Genomic DNA, 16768 nt, shown 5'->3' on the forward strand with positions numbered 1-16768 from the left:
CGAATTTTATAGATATTTCTTCGGAGACACCTTCTCGATACTCCAACTGATTAGGTACAATTGTTCCACCAATTACGCCTATCCCATCTTGGTCAAAAGCGAGCCTACCCTCTTGTCCATTCAGTTTAGTTGCTTTAAGAGTAACGCCATTCCACGCCGCACTACCAACCCCATCACCATAATTATTAGTAATTGTATTGATATTGGCAGAAAATTCTTCTTGCGTTGCAATCCAAAGAATAGAGTCACCAGCGTTAAACGTGTTATTGCCTTCTTCGCCTGCCTTTAACGCTACCCATTCGCCTTCCACTAATTTATACAGCGTACCAAATGAGGGATCGGCAGTTAGAGTAAATGTTAGTAGGGATTCAGGAGTACCATCTGGACCATCATCTCCACCTAAACTAGGATTTGCTTCAAATATTGTAGGTGATTTAAATCCGAATTCAGATTCATCTACTCCGCCACCAACAGTGAAATTTTTATAAACATATGCCCCTTCCGGTAGCGATTCTTGCGCCTGTGAAGCAAAAGAATAACTTGTTAATACCGGATCGGCGACTGGTGGTGTGTTATCAACTGGAGGAGGTGTAATTGGATCTGGATCGATAGGCTCCAAATCATCCGATTCATCCACTAAAAAATCAAATGGAGGAGGATCTAAGAAAGCAACTCCCGGTCCTGTTGTTTCAAAACCTGAATCAGGGGTGATGCGTGGAGCAAGGTAATCAACAACTACAGCGTCGCTTCCACCTTCACTGGTTGGCAGTGCGCCAGGACCAGCAGCAGTAGCATCAGCGATTTGTGTTGGATCTTCGCCAGCCAATAATGCTTGTTGAATTGCTTCGATTTCATCTACGACATCTGCGGCGGGAGTCGGTGTTTCGGCATCTGCCACGTCTAATTCAAATGTTTCACTGTCTAAAACGGCTTGAGAGTTTCTTCCCAAATCCATGACACTGCCGTCAGGAAATTCTATTTCGATGGCACCAGCAAGACCAGTTGTAATGATCTCGTTAGGGTAAACCCTGTCACCAACTTGTAAATTTCTTACAGTCCCATCGACTGCTGTAGCAGTTGCGGTGCCAATTAAGGCTGAAATAATACCGGCTTCTGTTGCCATAATGCTTCTCCGATGAAATGCTGCTTCCTTGGGTCGACATAAATATGTGACCTACTTTGCAAATAGTTTCCCATGACATTTAAAACCGATCTACTGTACATTGGTACTAACTATTGAATTAATGTTGAAAATTCAATATGCATATATGCAAAATTTCAGCCAGCTGACACTATCATGGAGCATTATTCAATTCTTAGCCTAAATCACCGGCAGCAAAATGATTTAGCATGTCAGCTACCAAACGCCTTGGCAACCAGGCTTCACCGTCATGTACAGCACGAATCGCTTTTACTAATTTGTCATGTTGTGGGGGAGTAATGTATCCCCGCGCCCTAAAACCGGTTGCTTTTAACTGCTCAAAGTCCGGCACTTTGTCTGACAGGATAATTGTTTGGTTAAGCGGATAATTGGTTGCCAAGACCAAACATAAAATATCGGTATTAATCTGTTCGTTATGCTGTTCTAAGACCGTCACATCTGTTTCTGCGGCTTTTATTGCCAATAACGCATCATCAATTGTATGGGGCTCAATCACTTTGATATTGAGACCATCGTGCTCAGCCAAATTAATTAAATTCGTTATCGAGCGACCTAACACCACTACATTGATCATGCGTATGTCCTGAGAATCGTGTTGATGAGTAGCCATTGTTGTTCCCATCCTTGAAGTGGTGATTGGCGAAATCCACTACGAACAAATTGCTGTAAGCGCCCTTCAACAATACTGAGAAGCAAATTAGCTGTTTCATTAACTGGCCGTCCACCAGCTTGCGTCAAGGTTAATTCACGCTCACGTAAAATTTGTCGAAATTGTGTTTCCAATCGGTCAAAAAATTGACTAACACGTTGGCGAAGCCGCTCTGTTTCGCCTGTAAGTGCAGTTCCAACGAGTACGCTACTTATGCCTGGATTTTTTGCGCTGAATCCCAGCATCAATGCCATGATTTTTTCACATCGGGAAACCGCATTGTCGTCTTCATCGAGAATTCTGCGGATAAGGCCAAATACCGTGTCTTCTGAAAATTCGATAAGGCCTTCGAACATTCGAGCTTTACTTGGAAAGTGGCGATATAGGGCCGCTTCAGAAACTCCTAAACTTTCAGCCAACTGAGCCGTGGTAATTCTTTGTCCGGGATGTTGTTCAAGCTGCGATGCTAATGCTTCCAGTATAGCTTGATGACGCGACTGTTTATTTTGAGCACGCGTAGATTGTTGCTCCATCATCGACCGCCTCCACGAATAAGTGTACCTACACCCTCATCCGTAAACATTTCCAGTAAGACCGCATGCTGTACACGACCATCGATGATGTGTGAGCTGGTCACCCCTGCTTGAACTGCATCTAGCGCACAGCCAATTTTAGGTAACATTCCACCGTAAATGACACCCGACGCAATTAAATCATTGACTTGTTTTGCATTCAAGCCCGTGAGTAATTTTCCGTCAGCATCCAGCAGGCCGGGCGTGTTTGTCAATAGGATCAATTTTTCAGCCTGTAACACTTCAGCAATTTTGCCTGCAACCAGATCGGCATTGATATTGTAGGACTGGCCATCCTGCCCTACACCAATAGGTGCTATGACCGGAATAAAATCACTGTGTATCAACATATCAATGACACTGGTATCAATACTGGTCACTCGTCCAACGAATCCGAGATCAATCATTTCCGGCGAATCTTCGCTGAGATCGTCTGCTGAAGCAAATTTCATTTTTTCTGCAAAAATTAAACTGCCATCTTTACCCGTCAAGCCAACCGCGCGACCGCCATGATTATTAATCAGATTCACAATGCTTTTATTGACCTGCCCACCAAGCACCATTTCAACAATATCCATGGTCTCGGTGTCGGTCACCCGCATACCGTTGATGAACTCTGATTCTTTGCCAATCTTTGCCAAAAGCTGGCCAATTTGAGGTCCGCCACCATGCACTATAACCGGGTTAATACCTACGGCTTTCAGTAACACCACGTCACGGGCAAAACTATTTTTCAACGTTTCATCAATCATGGCATTACCACCATATTTGATGACCAATGTTTTACCGGAAAAACGTTGTATATAAGGCAACGCCTCAGTAAGTACTTGAGCAATATGTGACGCTTTTTGTGTATTCAAACTCATTAACTAATTCTTCCTTGTCCTGCGTTACCTAACACAGGCTTTTTTATTGTTTTTGCTTAAGCAAAAATATGACCAACTTGTTTTTGATAAAAACGCTCAACAAGTGCGGACTAAAAATTCAAGCTTAGGTTGGGTTTCACTTGCAACATCTGTTGAATAAACTGTTGTTTGATTTGCTCCAAATCGGCTTCTGTCTCAGCTTCGAAACGCAAGGTTAAACCAGGAACTGTATTCGACGCTCGAACCAGGCCCCATCCTTTGCCAAAATTCACCCTGACACCATCAATGGTGATGACTTCAGCTCCATCGAACTGAGCATTTTGGGTGAATTGTGTCATAAAACGCCGACATTCTGCTGTATCTAAATCAATTAAAATTTCAGGTGTGCTAACGCTTTGCGGTTGAGCAGCAAAAATTTCGGTTGCGCCTCTTCGTTGCGGGTCATCGGCAATCAGCGCCAATAACCTGCAAGCGGCAAATAACGCATCATCGAAACCATACCAATTATCGGCAAAAAAGATGTGGCCGCTTAACTCGCCAGCTAATTTTGCATCATGCTTCATCATTTCTGCACGTAATAACGAATGGCCAGATGCACACATAAGCGGTTTACCGCCTGCTCTGCTGATGACCTGTTCTAACATTCCAGTGCTTTTAACGTCATAAATAATGGTCGAACCTTTATGCCGTTTCAGAATGTCGGTGGCAAATAACATCAGTAAACGATCTGGCCAGATGATTTCGCCTTCCCCATTCACCACACCCAGACGATCTCCATCACCATCAAATGCCAGACCGATATCCAGATGCTTATCCCGAACTAGTTTGGAAATATCTCGCATATTCTGTGGCTGAGCAGGGTTTGGGTGATGATTGGGAAAATGTCCATCTACTTCGCAAAAAAGCTCATGTACATCACAGCCCATCGCTTTCAGCAATCTCGGAACCACTTTGCCTGCAATACCATTACCGCAATCCACGCCAACTTTCAGCGGACGAGATAATGTCACTGCCAGTTTTACTTTTTCAATATAACTTTCAATGATATCTGCCTGACGTAACTGACCTTCACCGTCATATAAGCGCGATTGTTGAATACGATGGTAAATACCCTGAATTGCTTCCCCTGCGAGGGTTTTGTTATTGATGACAATTTTCAGGCCATTGTAGCCTTGAGGATTGTGACTGCCGGTGACCACTACACCACAATTCGTTCGCATATGCTGGGAGGCGAAATACACCAGCGGAGTAGGTACGGCGCCAATATCCGTCACATCACAACCACTGGCCAAAATGCCTTCAATCAGGGCATCACTAAAACTTTCACTAGACAGTCGTCCATCACGTCCGACGATAATCCTTGTCTGTTCCTGATGTTGTGCCTCGGTACCTATGGCAAGCCCCAAGACTCGCATAATTGGCTCACTAAGCTGGGTGCCAACAATGCCTCGAATATCATAAGCTTTGAAAATTACCGGCTTGATATCGACTGGCCTTACTCTATCAACTGCCTCGGTTTTACTGATTTTTGGCGCCGCTACACGGATCACGGCAGGCGTCGGGGTGTTATCAATGTTGACTTCATTTTCCACATATTCGACAGGTCTTGGGCGGGCTCCGATTTGAGCTTGTTTTTTTGCTCGCAAGGTACTGAATTTAGTGGCGACTAACCAACACAAGACAAAAACAATAATAGTTAGCATGGCCAATGCTGGCCAAGCGGCCGATTTCGCCACATTCTCAGCAGGCGAAAAGGCTAAACGCCAATAGGCTCCCGGTAATGACTGGTAATAAATACGGCCTGATTGCTGGGTTTTGTTATCGCCTTGCTCTAATAAAGTGAGCCAATTCTGAGCACCTTGCTGCAACACCAGATTTCCAGATCCAATCGTGAGATAGCGCTCTCTAAGTTTATTTTCCAGTTCTGTCATTTGAAGGGATAAAACCAGGTAGCTTGAATCATTTAGCTTTTTGGTCAATAAAATATGTGCCTGAGGCGTATTAGGTTGCATAACGGCAATATCAGCCATCCCTTGCTTTTCTGCCTGCCGCAGACTGTTGATGGTGCCAAAGCTCACTGGAATACAGGCATCCGATGTCGGAGCGGATGGTATTTCAGTCAAAACACACGCCGTTGACGCTGCAGGCCAACCATAAGCAACCGGGTCTTGTGCATCTGCTGCTGTCATATCATTAAATTGCTGCTGCCAGGTCTGCAGCATATCGATTAGCCCTGATGCGGCGGTAGCGAGCTTTTCCGTTTGTTGTTGATTAAATACTGTTACAGCAGATTGTTTTTGATAGTCGTTTATCCAAATGGCAGCGGCCAGCCCTGAAACAACAATCAAAATCATCAACAAAATGGCTAAAGAACTCAGCCTTCTGCGAAAGATTTTCAGGTTTTGCAGAGTTAACAGCACGTTTGTGCTCAGTTTCTGCCGGTATGGCCAAAACCGCCGCTGCCACGCTCACTGGCAGTAAATTCGGTCACTTGCTCAAAGCCGACCTGAACCACTGGAACAAACAACATTTGTGCAATACGTTCACCAACGACAATTTCAAAAGGTGTGTTGCCTCGGTTCCAGCAAGAGACAAAAATTTGTCCTTGATAATCGCTATCAATCAGGCCAACCAGATTCCCCAATACGATACCGTGTTTATGACCTAAACCCGAACGAGGCAATATCATCGCCGCTAAGGCAGGATCATCAATATGTATGGCAATACCGGTCGGAATCAAAATGGTTTCACCGGGATTTAATGTCAGATTTTCATCAAGGCAGGCTCTCAAGTCCATTCCCGCAGAACCAGCGGTGGCGTAATCAGGAAGTTCAATAGAAGTGCCCAATCTCGGGTCGAGAATTTTAAATTGAATTTTTTGCATGATAGCGCTCTGTTATTAATGTTATGAGTTCGCGTGCAATTTCAAGTTTCGGGGCTTCAAGCAATGACTTGTGCCCGCCCTCCCAGAAAATTTCCAGCGCATTATTATCCTGACCAAAAGCCAGTCCATCCCCCACTTGATTCGCAGCAATCATATCCAGACCTTTATGCTGTAATTTTTGTTGTGCATAATGCTGTAAATCGTCTGTTTCTGCGGCAAAACCAACTACCAACTCTGGCCGTTCACCTGAGCTGGCAACCGCGGTAATAATATCGGGATTCAATCGAAGTTGCAGTGATAAATCGTCTTTGGCAGATTTTTTTAATTTTGTTGGAGCAGGATCAGCAGGACGATAATCAGCCACCGCCGCACAACCAATAAAAACGGTCGTTTGTGCTAAATGGCTCATCACAGCGTCATACATTTGCTGGGCTGTTTCCACCTTCAAAAAGGTTATTCCAATAGGAGCTGTCAGTGCTACCGGCCCGGAAATCAGTGTCACATCTGCGCCAGCTTCAGCAGCGGCTTGTGCCAGCGCATAGCCCATTTTCCCTGAACTACGATTGGCGATAAAACGTACTGGATCGATAGCTTCATAGGTAGGACCCGCGGTGATAACTACTTTTTTTCCGGTCAACGGGCCCGGCTGAATTTTTGTCAACAAATGCTTCAGCATAGTATCGACAGCCATTAAACGTCCTTCACCCTGTTCACCACAAGCCTGATCGCCGCTTTCCGGACCAATAAATTCGACATCACGTTGCTTGAGTATCTGACAGTTTTGTTGGGTAGCTGAATGCGTCCACATTTTATTGTTCATTGCAGGTGCCACCATTAGCGGCGCTTCAGAAGCAAGGCACACCGTTGAGATCAAATCATCGGCCAGACCGTGAGCCAATTTTGCCAGGCAATCGGCAGTGGCTGGAGCAATCAATATCCAATCCGCCCAACGAGCTAATTTAATATGGCCCATCGCAGCTTCTTCATCGGCATCAAAGAAATTTAATGACACCGGATTGCCGCTTACTGTTTGCATGGTGAGTGGTGTAATAAACTGCGTTGCTCCCCGACTCATCATCACCCGAACTTCAGCGCCGTGCTCTTTTAATCTACGCACAAGATCTGCCGCTTTGTAAGCGGCAATACTGCCGGTAATGCCGAGCAAAATACGCTTGCCATGAAAAGCATTGTTTTCAATCATGTTGCATTTTCACCTATGGCTAAATCTCGCAAACTCAAATCATCCAAAACATCATTTTGTGCTTCCGTCATCTCGCTGAAAAATGCTTCGATACCCGGCTCAGTGTGCTGTTGAAGTTTAGATACACCCACTTCTTCAGCACTGCGCAAACAAGCCAATATTTCTCCGACGCGAATTTCGCTGACATCGCCAGCTAATGTATAGGCGATTTTATCGCCAGCTACTTCTACCAGAAAACCACCATCCTCCAGCATGCCCAATAAATCTTCTAAATTTTCACTGCTTAACGCGGTAAGCTGCTCCAATTCTGAGAGGCTGTATGCAGGCTGTTTATTACAAAAACGGCGGGCAATAATCGTCATCAGCCACAAGCCCTTTTTCTCACGCAAACGTGGACTTAATACCAGCGTTTTGCCGCCCATCAACACAAACCTTGGGTGCTGCAAATAAAAAGCGACCTGAGAACCGGTCAACAGAATATACCAGCCCAGATAGAGCCAGATCATAAAGAAAAACAAAATGGCAAAACTGGAATAGATTGCCGTGTAATTGGATGATGAAGCCACAAATGTCGCAAATAATGTTCCCAGACCAATCCACAAGGCACCTGCCACCATTGCTCCACCCAATGCTGGAGCAAGTTTCACCTTGGTATTGGGGATAAAGGTATAAAGAAAGGTAAATGCCAATACAATCATGAAATACGGCAATAACTTCGTCAGTATCAATAACAAAGTCCCAAATGGCTCTATGGATTGCAGCGTTAGCACCACATCATGCTTCATGACGGTAGCGGCAATACCTAATGCTGAAAACACTAAAACGGGACCAATCATCACGACACTTAAATAGTCGGTAAAACGACGCGCCAATGTTCTGGGGCGCTTGACTCGCCAAACATAATTGAACGCACTTTCGACTTTTTGTACCAGTGCAATAATCGTATAAAAGAGCATTCCCAAACCGATGGATCCGAGCACACCAACTTTAACGTTTTCCACAAAGCCAATAATATTGGCAGTCATCTCTGCACCCCGGTCACCAAGCGGAGTCATGAAGTTCAACAACACCGGTTCAATCTGGTTATGCACACCGAAAGCTTTCAGCACTGAGAAAGCCACAGCAATTAACGGCACTAATGACAATAAGGTGGTAAACACCAGACTCATAGCCCTTAAATTCAGTTCACCAGTCGACAATTGACGGATCATCACAAAGATCACTCGCACAGCATGGTTTGTCAGACGACGTATTCTGCTGGTTCCTTGTGCCGCTTCCTGCCAGATCTGTACCTGAAAGAAATGTTTTATCTTGTCTATCCGCTCACTCATATTCGTTACCATTCTTATGGCCTTTTGTTTATCCATTAGACTGGATTATCAATATCGATGAAGGCATGGTGCAGGCCAAATTGCTCTGCAATATGTTCGCCCAATGCCTTAACCCCATAACGTTCAGTCGCGTGATGTCCTGCAGCAATATAATGAATTCCCAGCTCTCGAGCCAAATGCGTGGTTTGTTCGGAGACTTCACCGCTGATAAATGCATCCAGTCCTAACTCTGCCGCCTGCTGAATATAGCCTTGCGCTGCTCCAGTACACCAGCCCAGGGTAGTGATCGCACGATCATGTCCGGCGATAACGGTGGGCTTACGCCCAAGCTGTTGATCAATATACGAAGAAAATTCAGCTAAGCTTTGCGGCGTTTTTAAGCATCCACACAAAGCAATAGCCGGATCGCCAGTAGCTGAAATACGACCATCAATTTCAATATCCAGTATTTTTGCCAACTGCACATTGTTGCCAAACTCGGTATGAGCATCTAATGGAAGATGATATGCAATAAGGTTAATATCGTGTGTCAACAAGGTTTTTAGTCGCTGATATTTAAGACCGGTCACCGGGGATGATTCACCACGCCAAAAATAGCCATGATGCACCAGTATCGCATCAGCATTATTGGCTACAGCAGCATCCAGCAATGCCTGACTTGCCGTAACACCAGTAACCAAAGTTTTAATCTGCTGTTTACCTTCCACTTGCAAACCATTGGGACAATAGTCCTGAAATCTTGATGTTTCTAATAGGTCATCAAGATAGGCGAGCAGCTCTGTTCGGGTTATCATCCATATCACTCCAAAAACTCCAGGGTCTGTTTATCCTGACCCTAGCCACTATAACAAACAGGAGTCTTAAAATGGATGCTGTAAGTATTATTGCGCTGAGTATGGGCGCCGCATGGGCCAGTGGAATCAACTTATACGCAGCCGTATTCATGCTCGGCTATATGGGCACTACAGGCCATATCATACTGCCGGATGAGTTGCAGGTACTCAGCGACCCTCTGGTGATGACTGCTGCGGCTGTAATGTACTGTGTAGAATTCTTTGCCGATAAGATACCTGGCGTCGATACCGGCTGGGATACCCTGCATACCTTTATCCGTATTCCGGCAGGTGCCATGTTGGCGGCCAGTGCGGTTGGTGATGTCAGTCCGGCGATTGAACTTACTGCGGGTATTCTGGGTGGCGGACTTGCTGCGGCAACTCATGCCACTAAAGCAGGCAGTCGACTACTGATAAATACCTCTCCTGAGCCCTTCAGCAACTGGGGTGCCTCAATAACCGAAGATTTACTGGTGATTGCCGGGTTATGGACAGCACTGACTCATCCACTATGGTTTCTGGCCGCGTTACTGATTTTTGTTCTATTAATGATTTGGCTGTTACCGCGTTTGTGGCGGCTGATAAAAACGGTTCTACAATATATTGGAAGCTGGTTGGGCTGGTGCAAAAAACCGGAAAGAACAAATGCTGCTTCGAGTTCACCAGCTGCTGAGCCGATATTGGTTAAGTCCGAAGCTGATAAAACAGACCTTTAACGGCGACGATACACCACGCCATGCGGCGTACGTTGTAGATCAAACGCATCGGTATAACCGCTGATAGTTTCTGAAGCGCCTAAAAACAAATAACCACCCGGATTTAATGACTGTGCAAGCCGGGTCAGAATGTCTGTTTTGCGTTGTGATGAAAAGTAAATCAGTACATTGCGGCACAAGATCACGTCAAAGCGTCCCAATCCGGTATAGCTCTGCAATAAGTTCTGTTCACGAAACTGCACCCGTTGTTTGAGTTCATCAACAATATGCCAGCTACCTTCCAGCTGTTTGAAAAACTGTTGACGTCTGGCTGCAGAAATCCCTCTAATCAGCGCGTGTTCTTCATAGATACCGCGTCTTGCCATGGCCAGCATACTGTTGGAAATATCGGTAGCGATGATTTGTGTACTCTTGAGTCGGCTATCCGGTTTTTTACGAATGTATTCGCTGAGAATCATACTGATGGTATAAGGTTCTTGCCCTGAGGAACAGGCAGCAGACCAGATTTTGCAGGGTGGTGTTATCCGAGTCTCCAAATCAGCCAGTGTCATCTTTTCAAATACTTCAAATGGTCCACCATCACGAAACCACGAAGTTTCATTAGTGGTCATCGCATCGATGACTGCATCACGTAAATGACGGGGATGGCCCCGCTGAATGGCATTTAACAAATCGGCTACTGATGGAATCTTTTCGTCGCGTAATAATTTAGTCAACCGACTGACAATTAAATATTGTTTACCATCGCCCAAAACGATGCCGCAGGCTTGTTCCAAAAAAAGCCGAAACCGTTCGTAATCGGCCTGACTAATGTCATTTCCTTGTAACATACCTGCGATGTACCTCAACCCTAATGATTTTGTCTGTAACCCTTAGCGGCCATTATGCTTAAATGTTTAGCCAATGTGATTTAAATATACTCTGATTGCTTATATGTCAAAAAACAAGCCCAATAGTAAACAACGTAACATTCTGATCACTGGATGCTCCAGCGGTATTGGCCTGCAAGCAGCAAAAATGTTACATGCTAGGGGCCATCACGTAATTGCTACTATCAGGAATCCGGCCGATCACTCCCCGTTAACTGCAGCAGGCATCAGTAATTTGTTATGCGATCTCAATGATAGCGCTTCTATCCATCAGGCTGTTGAAGCCACCTCAGAGATTTTTAACGGTCATATCGACGTATTATTCAATAACGCTGCCTATGGCCAACCTGGCGCGGTGGAAGATTTATCCCGTACCGCGCTACGCGAACAATTTGAAACCAATGTATTCGGCACACAAGAGTTAACCAACCTCGTTATCAAAAAAATGCGACAACAGGGTTTCGGCAGAATTATCTATAACAGTTCTGTTTTAGGCTTAGTCTCCTTACCATATCGCGGTGCTTACAATGCCAGTAAATTTGCTATTGAAGGACTGGCTGATACCTTGCGCCTTGAACTCAAAGGCACAGGAATCGATATTTCGCTTATCGAACCCGGTCCGATTACCAGCCATTTCCGCCAAAATGCCTTTGCAAAATATCAGCAACATATCGATAAAAACACCAGCAGCCATCATACGATTTATGAGGCAATGGAAAAGCGTTTGTTAACCCCCGGGCCGGCCGCACCTTTTACTCTTCCAGCCAAAGCTGTTGTAGATAAATTAGTGCATGCAATTGAGTCTGACCGACCCAAAATACGTTATTACGTAACCTTCCCTACCTATTTGTTTGGCTATCTCAAACGCATATTACCTGCAAGCGCCTTAGATTGGGTATTGAGCCGTGTCTCGCGTGGTGAACAACGTTAAGCAGTCTATATTTTTTCATCCAATTGATATGCCATAATCGCCAGCATTATATTTCCAAGGGATTTGATTGAAATGGCTAGGATGTCAAACCTCCAACTTCACTGGAAAACAGCCTGCAGTATTTTTTTTAGTAGTTTTATCGCCGGTTTAATCCTGTTATTTCTGGTTGGCCACTTGAACTTTCAGTATGGATCTTTTGATCCGAGCCAGCTCTTCAGTATTTATCTGCCGCCGTTTTTGCTTATCATAATATTTTCACTGTTATTAACCCTGTGGGGTTTAAAGCGTCTATCCAAACCCTTGTCACAGATCGAGCAAATATCGCTGGCCTTGCCTTTGTTGTCAGCAAAAAAATATCAGCAAGCCCGTCTTTTATTATCTGAAACAAGCATTAACAACTCTGATCAGGAAGTTATTGATCTCTCCAATATTACCAACCACCTGATCAATGTTTTGGATCAATTGGACCAGCATGGGCGACTGCGTAATCAACAGGTACAGATAAAAAACCGTGAGCTGCGAAAAGAACGCGACTTTATTAAAAGTTTGCTCGATACCGCCCAGTTAATTGTTTTAACCATTAATAAAAAATTTGAAATTTCGTTATTTAATGATTACGGCGAAAAAATTACAGGTTTTAACAAAGACGAAATGCTCGGTACCAATGTCGCCCGAATGTTTCCCGCCAGTCATTGGACCGAAGCGAATATTCACTTCAATGAATTATTGGCTGGGCATCAACGCATTGCCCAGCAGGATTCTGAACTTATTGATAAAAACGGTCTTATCCGCCAGATTTCCTGGCTGCATTCACGTTTGGAACACGACAATCAACAGGCAGTGATTTTATCGGTTGGCCTGGATATGACTGATAAAAAGGAAGCGGAGAAACGCATCGTCTGGATGGCAGAACACGATCCGTTAACCGATTTATGCAATCGGCGAAAATTTATTGAAGAATTCGAAAAATCGTTACGTATGGCGATTCGTTATCACCATCAAAACACGCTGCTCTATCTCGATCTGGACCAATTCAAGGATATTAACGATACCAGCGGACACCGCGCTGGAGATGAATTATTAATTTTGGTTGCCCGTACTCTAAAACGTGTTACCCGATTTACCGATTTGGTTGCCAGATTAGGGGGTGACGAATTTGCCATTCTAATGCCTGAGAGTGATGTTGATGGCGCTATTACCCTGGCAAAAAAAGTGATTCATGAGTTGAGCACGATTCAGCTTGAATATGGTGCCGTACAACACAAGGTTTCGACCAGCATTGGTATCGTGCACTTTCCCCTTCAGGATGCCAGTATTCATGAGCTGATGGGCTTTGCCGATCTGGCGATGTATCAGGCAAAAGCTCTAGGCAAAGGCAATTTTCATATCTTTTCAGTGGATGATCGAACTCGTGAGCAGCTTGAAGCGCGGGTGTTGTGGAAACACCGCATCGAACAAGCACTGGAACAAGATCTGTTTGTGCTGTTTTATCAGCCCATTCTGGAATTAGATAACAACAAAATTGAACATTACGAAGTCTTGATTCGTATGCGGGATCCTCACACCGGTGAAATGCGTTTACCGGGTAAATTTATCCAGATTGCTGAACAAGTGGGTTTGATCCAGCAAATAGATCATTACGTTATCAAACATGCCCTGAAACAATTAGGACTATTACAAAAGCAAAAACCTAATATCAGTTTTGCCATTAATTTATCCGGCTTGGTGATTGATACCTCACGATTATTGCCGTTACTGGAAAGCACTATCGCTGAATATCAGGTAGATCCCAACGGCATTATTTTTGAAATCACCGAAACTGTCGCCGTCTCCAACCTTCAGCAGGCCAAAGCAATGATGCAAGCCATTAAAGCCCTTGGTTGCAGGTTCTCGCTGGATGACTTTGGCGTTGGTTTTTCGTCGTTTAATTATATGCGGGAACTACCGGTCGATATCATCAAAATAGATGGAATCTTTATTAAAAATCTGGATAAAAATGCGGATGATCAACTGTTTGTCAAAGCCTTGGTGGATGTCGCCAAAGGATTAAACCGTAAAACTACAGCTGAATTTGTTGAAAACGCTGACATCTTAGCTCTGCTAAGAGGTTATGGGGTTGATTTTGGGCAAGGTTACTACATCGGTCGACCACAGCCAGATTTGCTTAATACTCTAGCCTGGTCTCCACCTCTTTCCAGTTGATTTTGTGTATGAAATAACGCTTCATGCTTGTGCAGCGGCACCAACATGTCGTTTCAATTTGGTGCAAATTCAGTAGCGCCACAAGGCAAAAAAAACCTAACAAACTGATTTAACTATATAAATCAAGTTAGGCACAAAACATGCAAACTGCTTACCTGTTTAATATCAATCTTACTCTGGAGTGTTTATGTCTTATCTCTTGCCCAGCGAATTTGCCAAGAAAATGGTCGATGCCGGTGAAGCCAAACTCAAAATGGCGACACGGGATGTATTAATTCGATCTTACATGGCAGGAGCTATTTTAACTCTGGCCGTTGCCTTTGCGGTCACCACTGCCGTACAAACTGGTTTGCCGATTGTTGGCGCCTTGGTTTTCCCTGTTGGTTTTGTCTTATTGAACTTACTCGGTTTTGACTTGTTGACCGGTGTATTTGCTCTAGTTCCATTAGCGTTGTTAGATAAAAGACGCGGCTGCACTTTCAAAGGCATGATGAAAAACTGGCTGCTGGTCGGCTTAGGTAACTTATTAGGCGCTTTGACCACGGCGTTACTGGTGGGTATTGCCTGGACATTTGCTTTCACTACCGAACCGGGTGCTGCCGGTCAGGCAATTGCTAAAGCGGCTGAAGCACGTACCCTAGGATTTGCTGCACATGGCGGTGCTGGCTGGTTAACTGTTTTTGTTGCTGGCGTGCTGTGTAACTGGATGGTCTCAACCGGTGTTGTTGGCGCCATGCTATCTAATTCGGTAGGGGGCAAAGTAATTGCCATGTGGTTACCAATTGCGGTGTTTTTCGGGCTGGTCTTCGAACATGCCGTAGTGAATATGTTCTTGTTCCCAATGGGCATGCTGATGGGCGCTGACATCACTATCGCTGACTGGTTATTATGGAATGAAATCCCGGTTATCCTCGGTAATCTGGTGGGTGGCTTGGTGCTGACTGGTGGCATGTTGTATGCGACGCATTACAAAACTGGCGCACCTACCGCTGAATTTTCCGAAAAAATGAATTGATTTCCTCGTTGGCCTGGCACCTGTTCTGGGTGTCAGGTTTTTTATTCAAATACAAACAGATATTTTGGAGTAACAATGAATAAACTTGCTATGACGCAAGCCATTATGGTGGCAAAAGAAACCAAAGAACTGACTTGGGAAAAAATAGGTGCAGCGATTGGCATGTCACCGGAATGGACAGCCTCTGCCTGCCTCGGCATGAATAGCATGCCCGTTGAAACGGCCAAAAAGCTATGTCAGATGATGGATCTGGGTACCGAAGTCGAATTGGCCCTGCAAAAATACCCAAACAAACAATGGGAACAAACTGTACCAACGGATCCTTTGCTATATCGTTTGTATGAAATGATGTCGGTTTATGGCCCAACCATTAAAGAAATTGTGCACGAAAAATGCGGTGATGGCATTGTCAGTGCCATTGATTTTGCGATGAATATTGAGAAAAAACCGGATCCAAAAGGTGACCGGATTGTAATTACCTTAGATGGCAAATTCCTGCCGTACAAATCTTGGTAAATAAAAACAGGTGCACTGCTCAACGCAGTGCACCTTATGTTCTTTTTACCGATTCGGACGAGCGTACACGTAGACCAGATAGTAGGTCATCGCCACAAATCCAGCACCACCTACAATATTACCCAAAGTGACCGGAATAAGGTTACCCATCAAACCGGCAAAATCCAGCGTCGCTAATTGAGCTGCATCAAAATGCCCGGCAGCCACAATCGCCTGATCGGTTGCTGCAATCATCGCAACCGGAATCATGTACATATTTGCCACAGAATGCTCAAAGCCCATTGCCACAAAGCCAGAGATAGGAAACAGCACAGCCAATACTTTATCGGTGACACTGCGTGATGCATAGACCATCCAGCTGCTTAGACACACTAAAACATTACACAGTAAACCGCGCACAAAGGCTTCGGTGATCGAATGATCAACTTTTATCAGACCTGTTTTAATGGCTGTCACCCCTACACCATAATTTCCGTCCGTCAGGTATCCAGAGAGATACACCAGATAGACGGTTACCAGCGCCCCCACCAGGTTGCCGAAATAGACAATACCCCAGTTACGCATTAATGCTTTGAAACTGACTTGCCCTTTCGCATAAGCCATGACCACCAGCGTATTACCGGTAAATAACTCTGCTCCAGCTATTACCACCAGGATAAAGCCCAACGCAAATACTAAACCGCCTAGCAATCTTGCCATTCCATATGCTGCACCGGCGTCTGTCATAACCACCGTGTAATACATTGCAGCAAACGAGATAAACGCCCCGGCCATCAATGACAGAATCACTAACGGGATAAGTGACATATTGGCCTTATCCACCCCAACGGTTTTGACTTTTTCCGCGACTTCCGCTGGCGTGAAGGCATCGACATACTTGCCGAAATCAGACATTTGTTAGCTACCTGTGAGTGTGAGGGAGAAAGTCGGGCATTATATCAGTGGCTTACAGCACTTTGCAGGGATTGCTTTCCCGAGAATAAGGTGATTATAAAACGGCTAAAGATAAATCTAACGGATT

Annotated in this window: 16 protein-coding genes; 5 read left to right on the forward strand and 11 right to left on the reverse strand. The window is 44.8% G+C overall.

What is annotated here, in order from left to right; translation table 11 throughout:
- The 9 genes from A9E74_RS09785 to A9E74_RS09825 all read right to left on the reverse strand — a co-directional run.
- Positions 1-1123, reverse strand: a 1123-nt coding sequence (locus A9E74_RS09785) for a retention module-containing protein (protein WP_141696793.1), incomplete at its 3' end; no start/stop codon positions are given.
- A 193-nt stretch (positions 1124-1316) separates the two neighbouring features.
- A complete protein-coding gene (locus tag A9E74_RS09790) occupies positions 1317-1772 on the reverse strand; it encodes a response regulator transcription factor (RefSeq protein ID WP_141696794.1) in 456 nt (151 codons plus the stop codon).
- A complete protein-coding gene (gene slmA / locus A9E74_RS09795; protein ID WP_069296445.1) occupies positions 1733-2347 on the reverse strand; it encodes a nucleoid occlusion factor SlmA in 615 nt (204 codons plus the stop codon). Before slmA ends, A9E74_RS09790 begins: the two co-directional genes overlap by 40 nt.
- Positions 2344-3249 (reverse strand): acetylglutamate kinase, encoded by a 906-nt coding sequence (gene argB / locus A9E74_RS09800; protein WP_069296446.1) that lies wholly within the window; start codon positions 3247-3249, stop codon positions 2344-2346. Before argB ends, slmA begins: the two co-directional genes overlap by 4 nt.
- A 110-nt stretch (positions 3250-3359) precedes the next feature.
- On the reverse strand, positions 3360-5669 hold the full coding sequence (locus tag A9E74_RS09805; protein ID WP_136554712.1) for a phosphomannomutase/phosphoglucomutase: 2310 nt from the start codon (positions 5667-5669) through the stop codon (positions 3360-3362).
- An 8-nt stretch (positions 5670-5677) separates the two neighbouring features.
- On the reverse strand, positions 5678-6133 hold the full coding sequence (gene dut / locus A9E74_RS09810; protein ID WP_069296447.1) for a dUTP diphosphatase: 456 nt from the start codon (positions 6131-6133) through the stop codon (positions 5678-5680).
- Positions 6114-7334: a bifunctional phosphopantothenoylcysteine decarboxylase/phosphopantothenate--cysteine ligase CoaBC gene (gene coaBC / locus A9E74_RS09815; protein ID WP_069296448.1), complete on the reverse strand. Its 1221-nt coding sequence runs from the start codon at positions 7332-7334 to the stop codon at positions 6114-6116. The genes dut and coaBC overlap by 20 nt, the downstream gene beginning before the upstream one ends.
- On the reverse strand, positions 7331-8665 hold the full coding sequence (locus A9E74_RS09820; RefSeq protein ID WP_084003033.1) for a YhjD/YihY/BrkB family envelope integrity protein: 1335 nt from the start codon (positions 8663-8665) through the stop codon (positions 7331-7333). Before A9E74_RS09820 ends, coaBC begins: the two co-directional genes overlap by 4 nt.
- Before the next feature lie 35 nt (positions 8666-8700).
- On the reverse strand, positions 8701-9459 hold the full coding sequence (locus tag A9E74_RS09825; protein ID WP_069296450.1) for a Nif3-like dinuclear metal center hexameric protein: 759 nt from the start codon (positions 9457-9459) through the stop codon (positions 8701-8703).
- Positions 9460-9530: 71 nt separating this feature from the next.
- On the opposite strand from A9E74_RS09825, the gene A9E74_RS09830 reads away from it, so the two are divergent.
- On the forward strand, positions 9531-10214 hold the full coding sequence (locus A9E74_RS09830) for a DUF4126 domain-containing protein (RefSeq protein ID WP_069296451.1): 684 nt from the start codon (positions 9531-9533) through the stop codon (positions 10212-10214).
- On the opposite strand, the gene A9E74_RS09835 is transcribed toward A9E74_RS09830, so the two are convergent.
- Entirely contained in the window at positions 10211-11044 is an 834-nt protein-coding gene (locus tag A9E74_RS09835) for a CheR family methyltransferase (RefSeq protein WP_069296452.1), read from the reverse strand. The two genes, A9E74_RS09830 and A9E74_RS09835, sit on opposite strands and share 4 nt — an antisense overlap.
- 103 nt (positions 11045-11147) lie before the next feature.
- Here A9E74_RS09835 and A9E74_RS09840 point away from each other — a divergent pair, with 103 nt between their 5' ends.
- The 4 genes from A9E74_RS09840 to cynS all read left to right on the forward strand — a co-directional run bounded on the left by A9E74_RS09840 (position 11148) and on the right by cynS (position 15747).
- Positions 11148-12014, forward strand: a complete 867-nt coding sequence (locus A9E74_RS09840) for an SDR family NAD(P)-dependent oxidoreductase (protein ID WP_069296453.1) — start codon at positions 11148-11150, stop codon at positions 12012-12014.
- A gap of 237 nt (positions 12015-12251) precedes the next feature.
- Positions 12252-14216: a putative bifunctional diguanylate cyclase/phosphodiesterase gene (locus tag A9E74_RS09845; protein WP_245652136.1), complete on the forward strand. Its 1965-nt coding sequence runs from the start codon at positions 12252-12254 to the stop codon at positions 14214-14216.
- A 187-nt stretch (positions 14217-14403) separates the two neighbouring features.
- Positions 14404-15231, forward strand: coding sequence for a formate/nitrite transporter family protein (locus A9E74_RS09850; RefSeq protein ID WP_069296455.1), 828 nt, complete (start codon positions 14404-14406; stop codon positions 15229-15231).
- A gap of 75 nt (positions 15232-15306) precedes the next feature.
- Positions 15307-15747 carry a cyanase gene (gene cynS / locus A9E74_RS09855; protein ID WP_069296456.1) on the forward strand — a complete coding sequence of 147 codons (441 nt, stop codon included), beginning with the start codon at positions 15307-15309 and terminating at the stop codon, positions 15745-15747.
- A 45-nt stretch (positions 15748-15792) separates the two neighbouring features.
- Here the strand turns inward: cynS and A9E74_RS09860 are convergent, their stop codons facing one another.
- Positions 15793-16641 (reverse strand): formate/nitrite transporter family protein, encoded by an 849-nt coding sequence (locus A9E74_RS09860; protein ID WP_069296457.1) that lies wholly within the window; start codon positions 16639-16641, stop codon positions 15793-15795.
- Positions 16642-16768 lie beyond the last annotated feature (127 nt).

Source organism: Methylophaga muralis (assembly GCF_001720165.1).
Lineage (GTDB): Bacteria > Pseudomonadota > Gammaproteobacteria > Nitrosococcales > Methylophagaceae > Methylophaga > Methylophaga muralis.

Excerpts from the sequence above, each read along its gene's own strand:
- A9E74_RS09790 (WP_141696794.1), bottom strand. The coding sequence starts at position 1,772 with ATGGCTACTCATCAACACGATTCTCAGGACATACGCATGATCAATGTA.
- slmA (WP_069296445.1), bottom strand. The coding sequence starts at position 2,347 with ATGATGGAGCAACAATCTACGCGTGCTCAAAATAAACAGTCGCGTCAT.
- argB (WP_069296446.1), bottom strand. The coding sequence starts at position 3,249 with ATGAGTTTGAATACACAAAAAGCGTCACATATTGCTCAAGTACTTACT.
- dut (WP_069296447.1), bottom strand. The coding sequence starts at position 6,133 with ATGCAAAAAATTCAATTTAAAATTCTCGACCCGAGATTGGGCACTTCT.
- coaBC (WP_069296448.1), bottom strand. The coding sequence starts at position 7,334 with ATGATTGAAAACAATGCTTTTCATGGCAAGCGTATTTTGCTCGGCATT.
- A9E74_RS09820 (WP_084003033.1), bottom strand. The coding sequence starts at position 8,665 with ATGAGTGAGCGGATAGACAAGATAAAACATTTCTTTCAGGTACAGATC.
- A9E74_RS09825 (WP_069296450.1), bottom strand. The coding sequence starts at position 9,459 with ATGATAACCCGAACAGAGCTGCTCGCCTATCTTGATGACCTATTAGAA.
- A9E74_RS09830 (WP_069296451.1), top strand. The coding sequence starts at position 9,531 with ATGGATGCTGTAAGTATTATTGCGCTGAGTATGGGCGCCGCATGGGCC.
- A9E74_RS09835 (WP_069296452.1), bottom strand. The coding sequence starts at position 11,044 with ATGTTACAAGGAAATGACATTAGTCAGGCCGATTACGAACGGTTTCGG.
- A9E74_RS09840 (WP_069296453.1), top strand. The coding sequence starts at position 11,148 with ATGTCAAAAAACAAGCCCAATAGTAAACAACGTAACATTCTGATCACT.
- A9E74_RS09850 (WP_069296455.1), top strand. The coding sequence starts at position 14,404 with ATGTCTTATCTCTTGCCCAGCGAATTTGCCAAGAAAATGGTCGATGCC.
- cynS (WP_069296456.1), top strand. The coding sequence starts at position 15,307 with ATGAATAAACTTGCTATGACGCAAGCCATTATGGTGGCAAAAGAAACC.
- A9E74_RS09860 (WP_069296457.1), bottom strand. The coding sequence starts at position 16,641 with ATGTCTGATTTCGGCAAGTATGTCGATGCCTTCACGCCAGCGGAAGTC.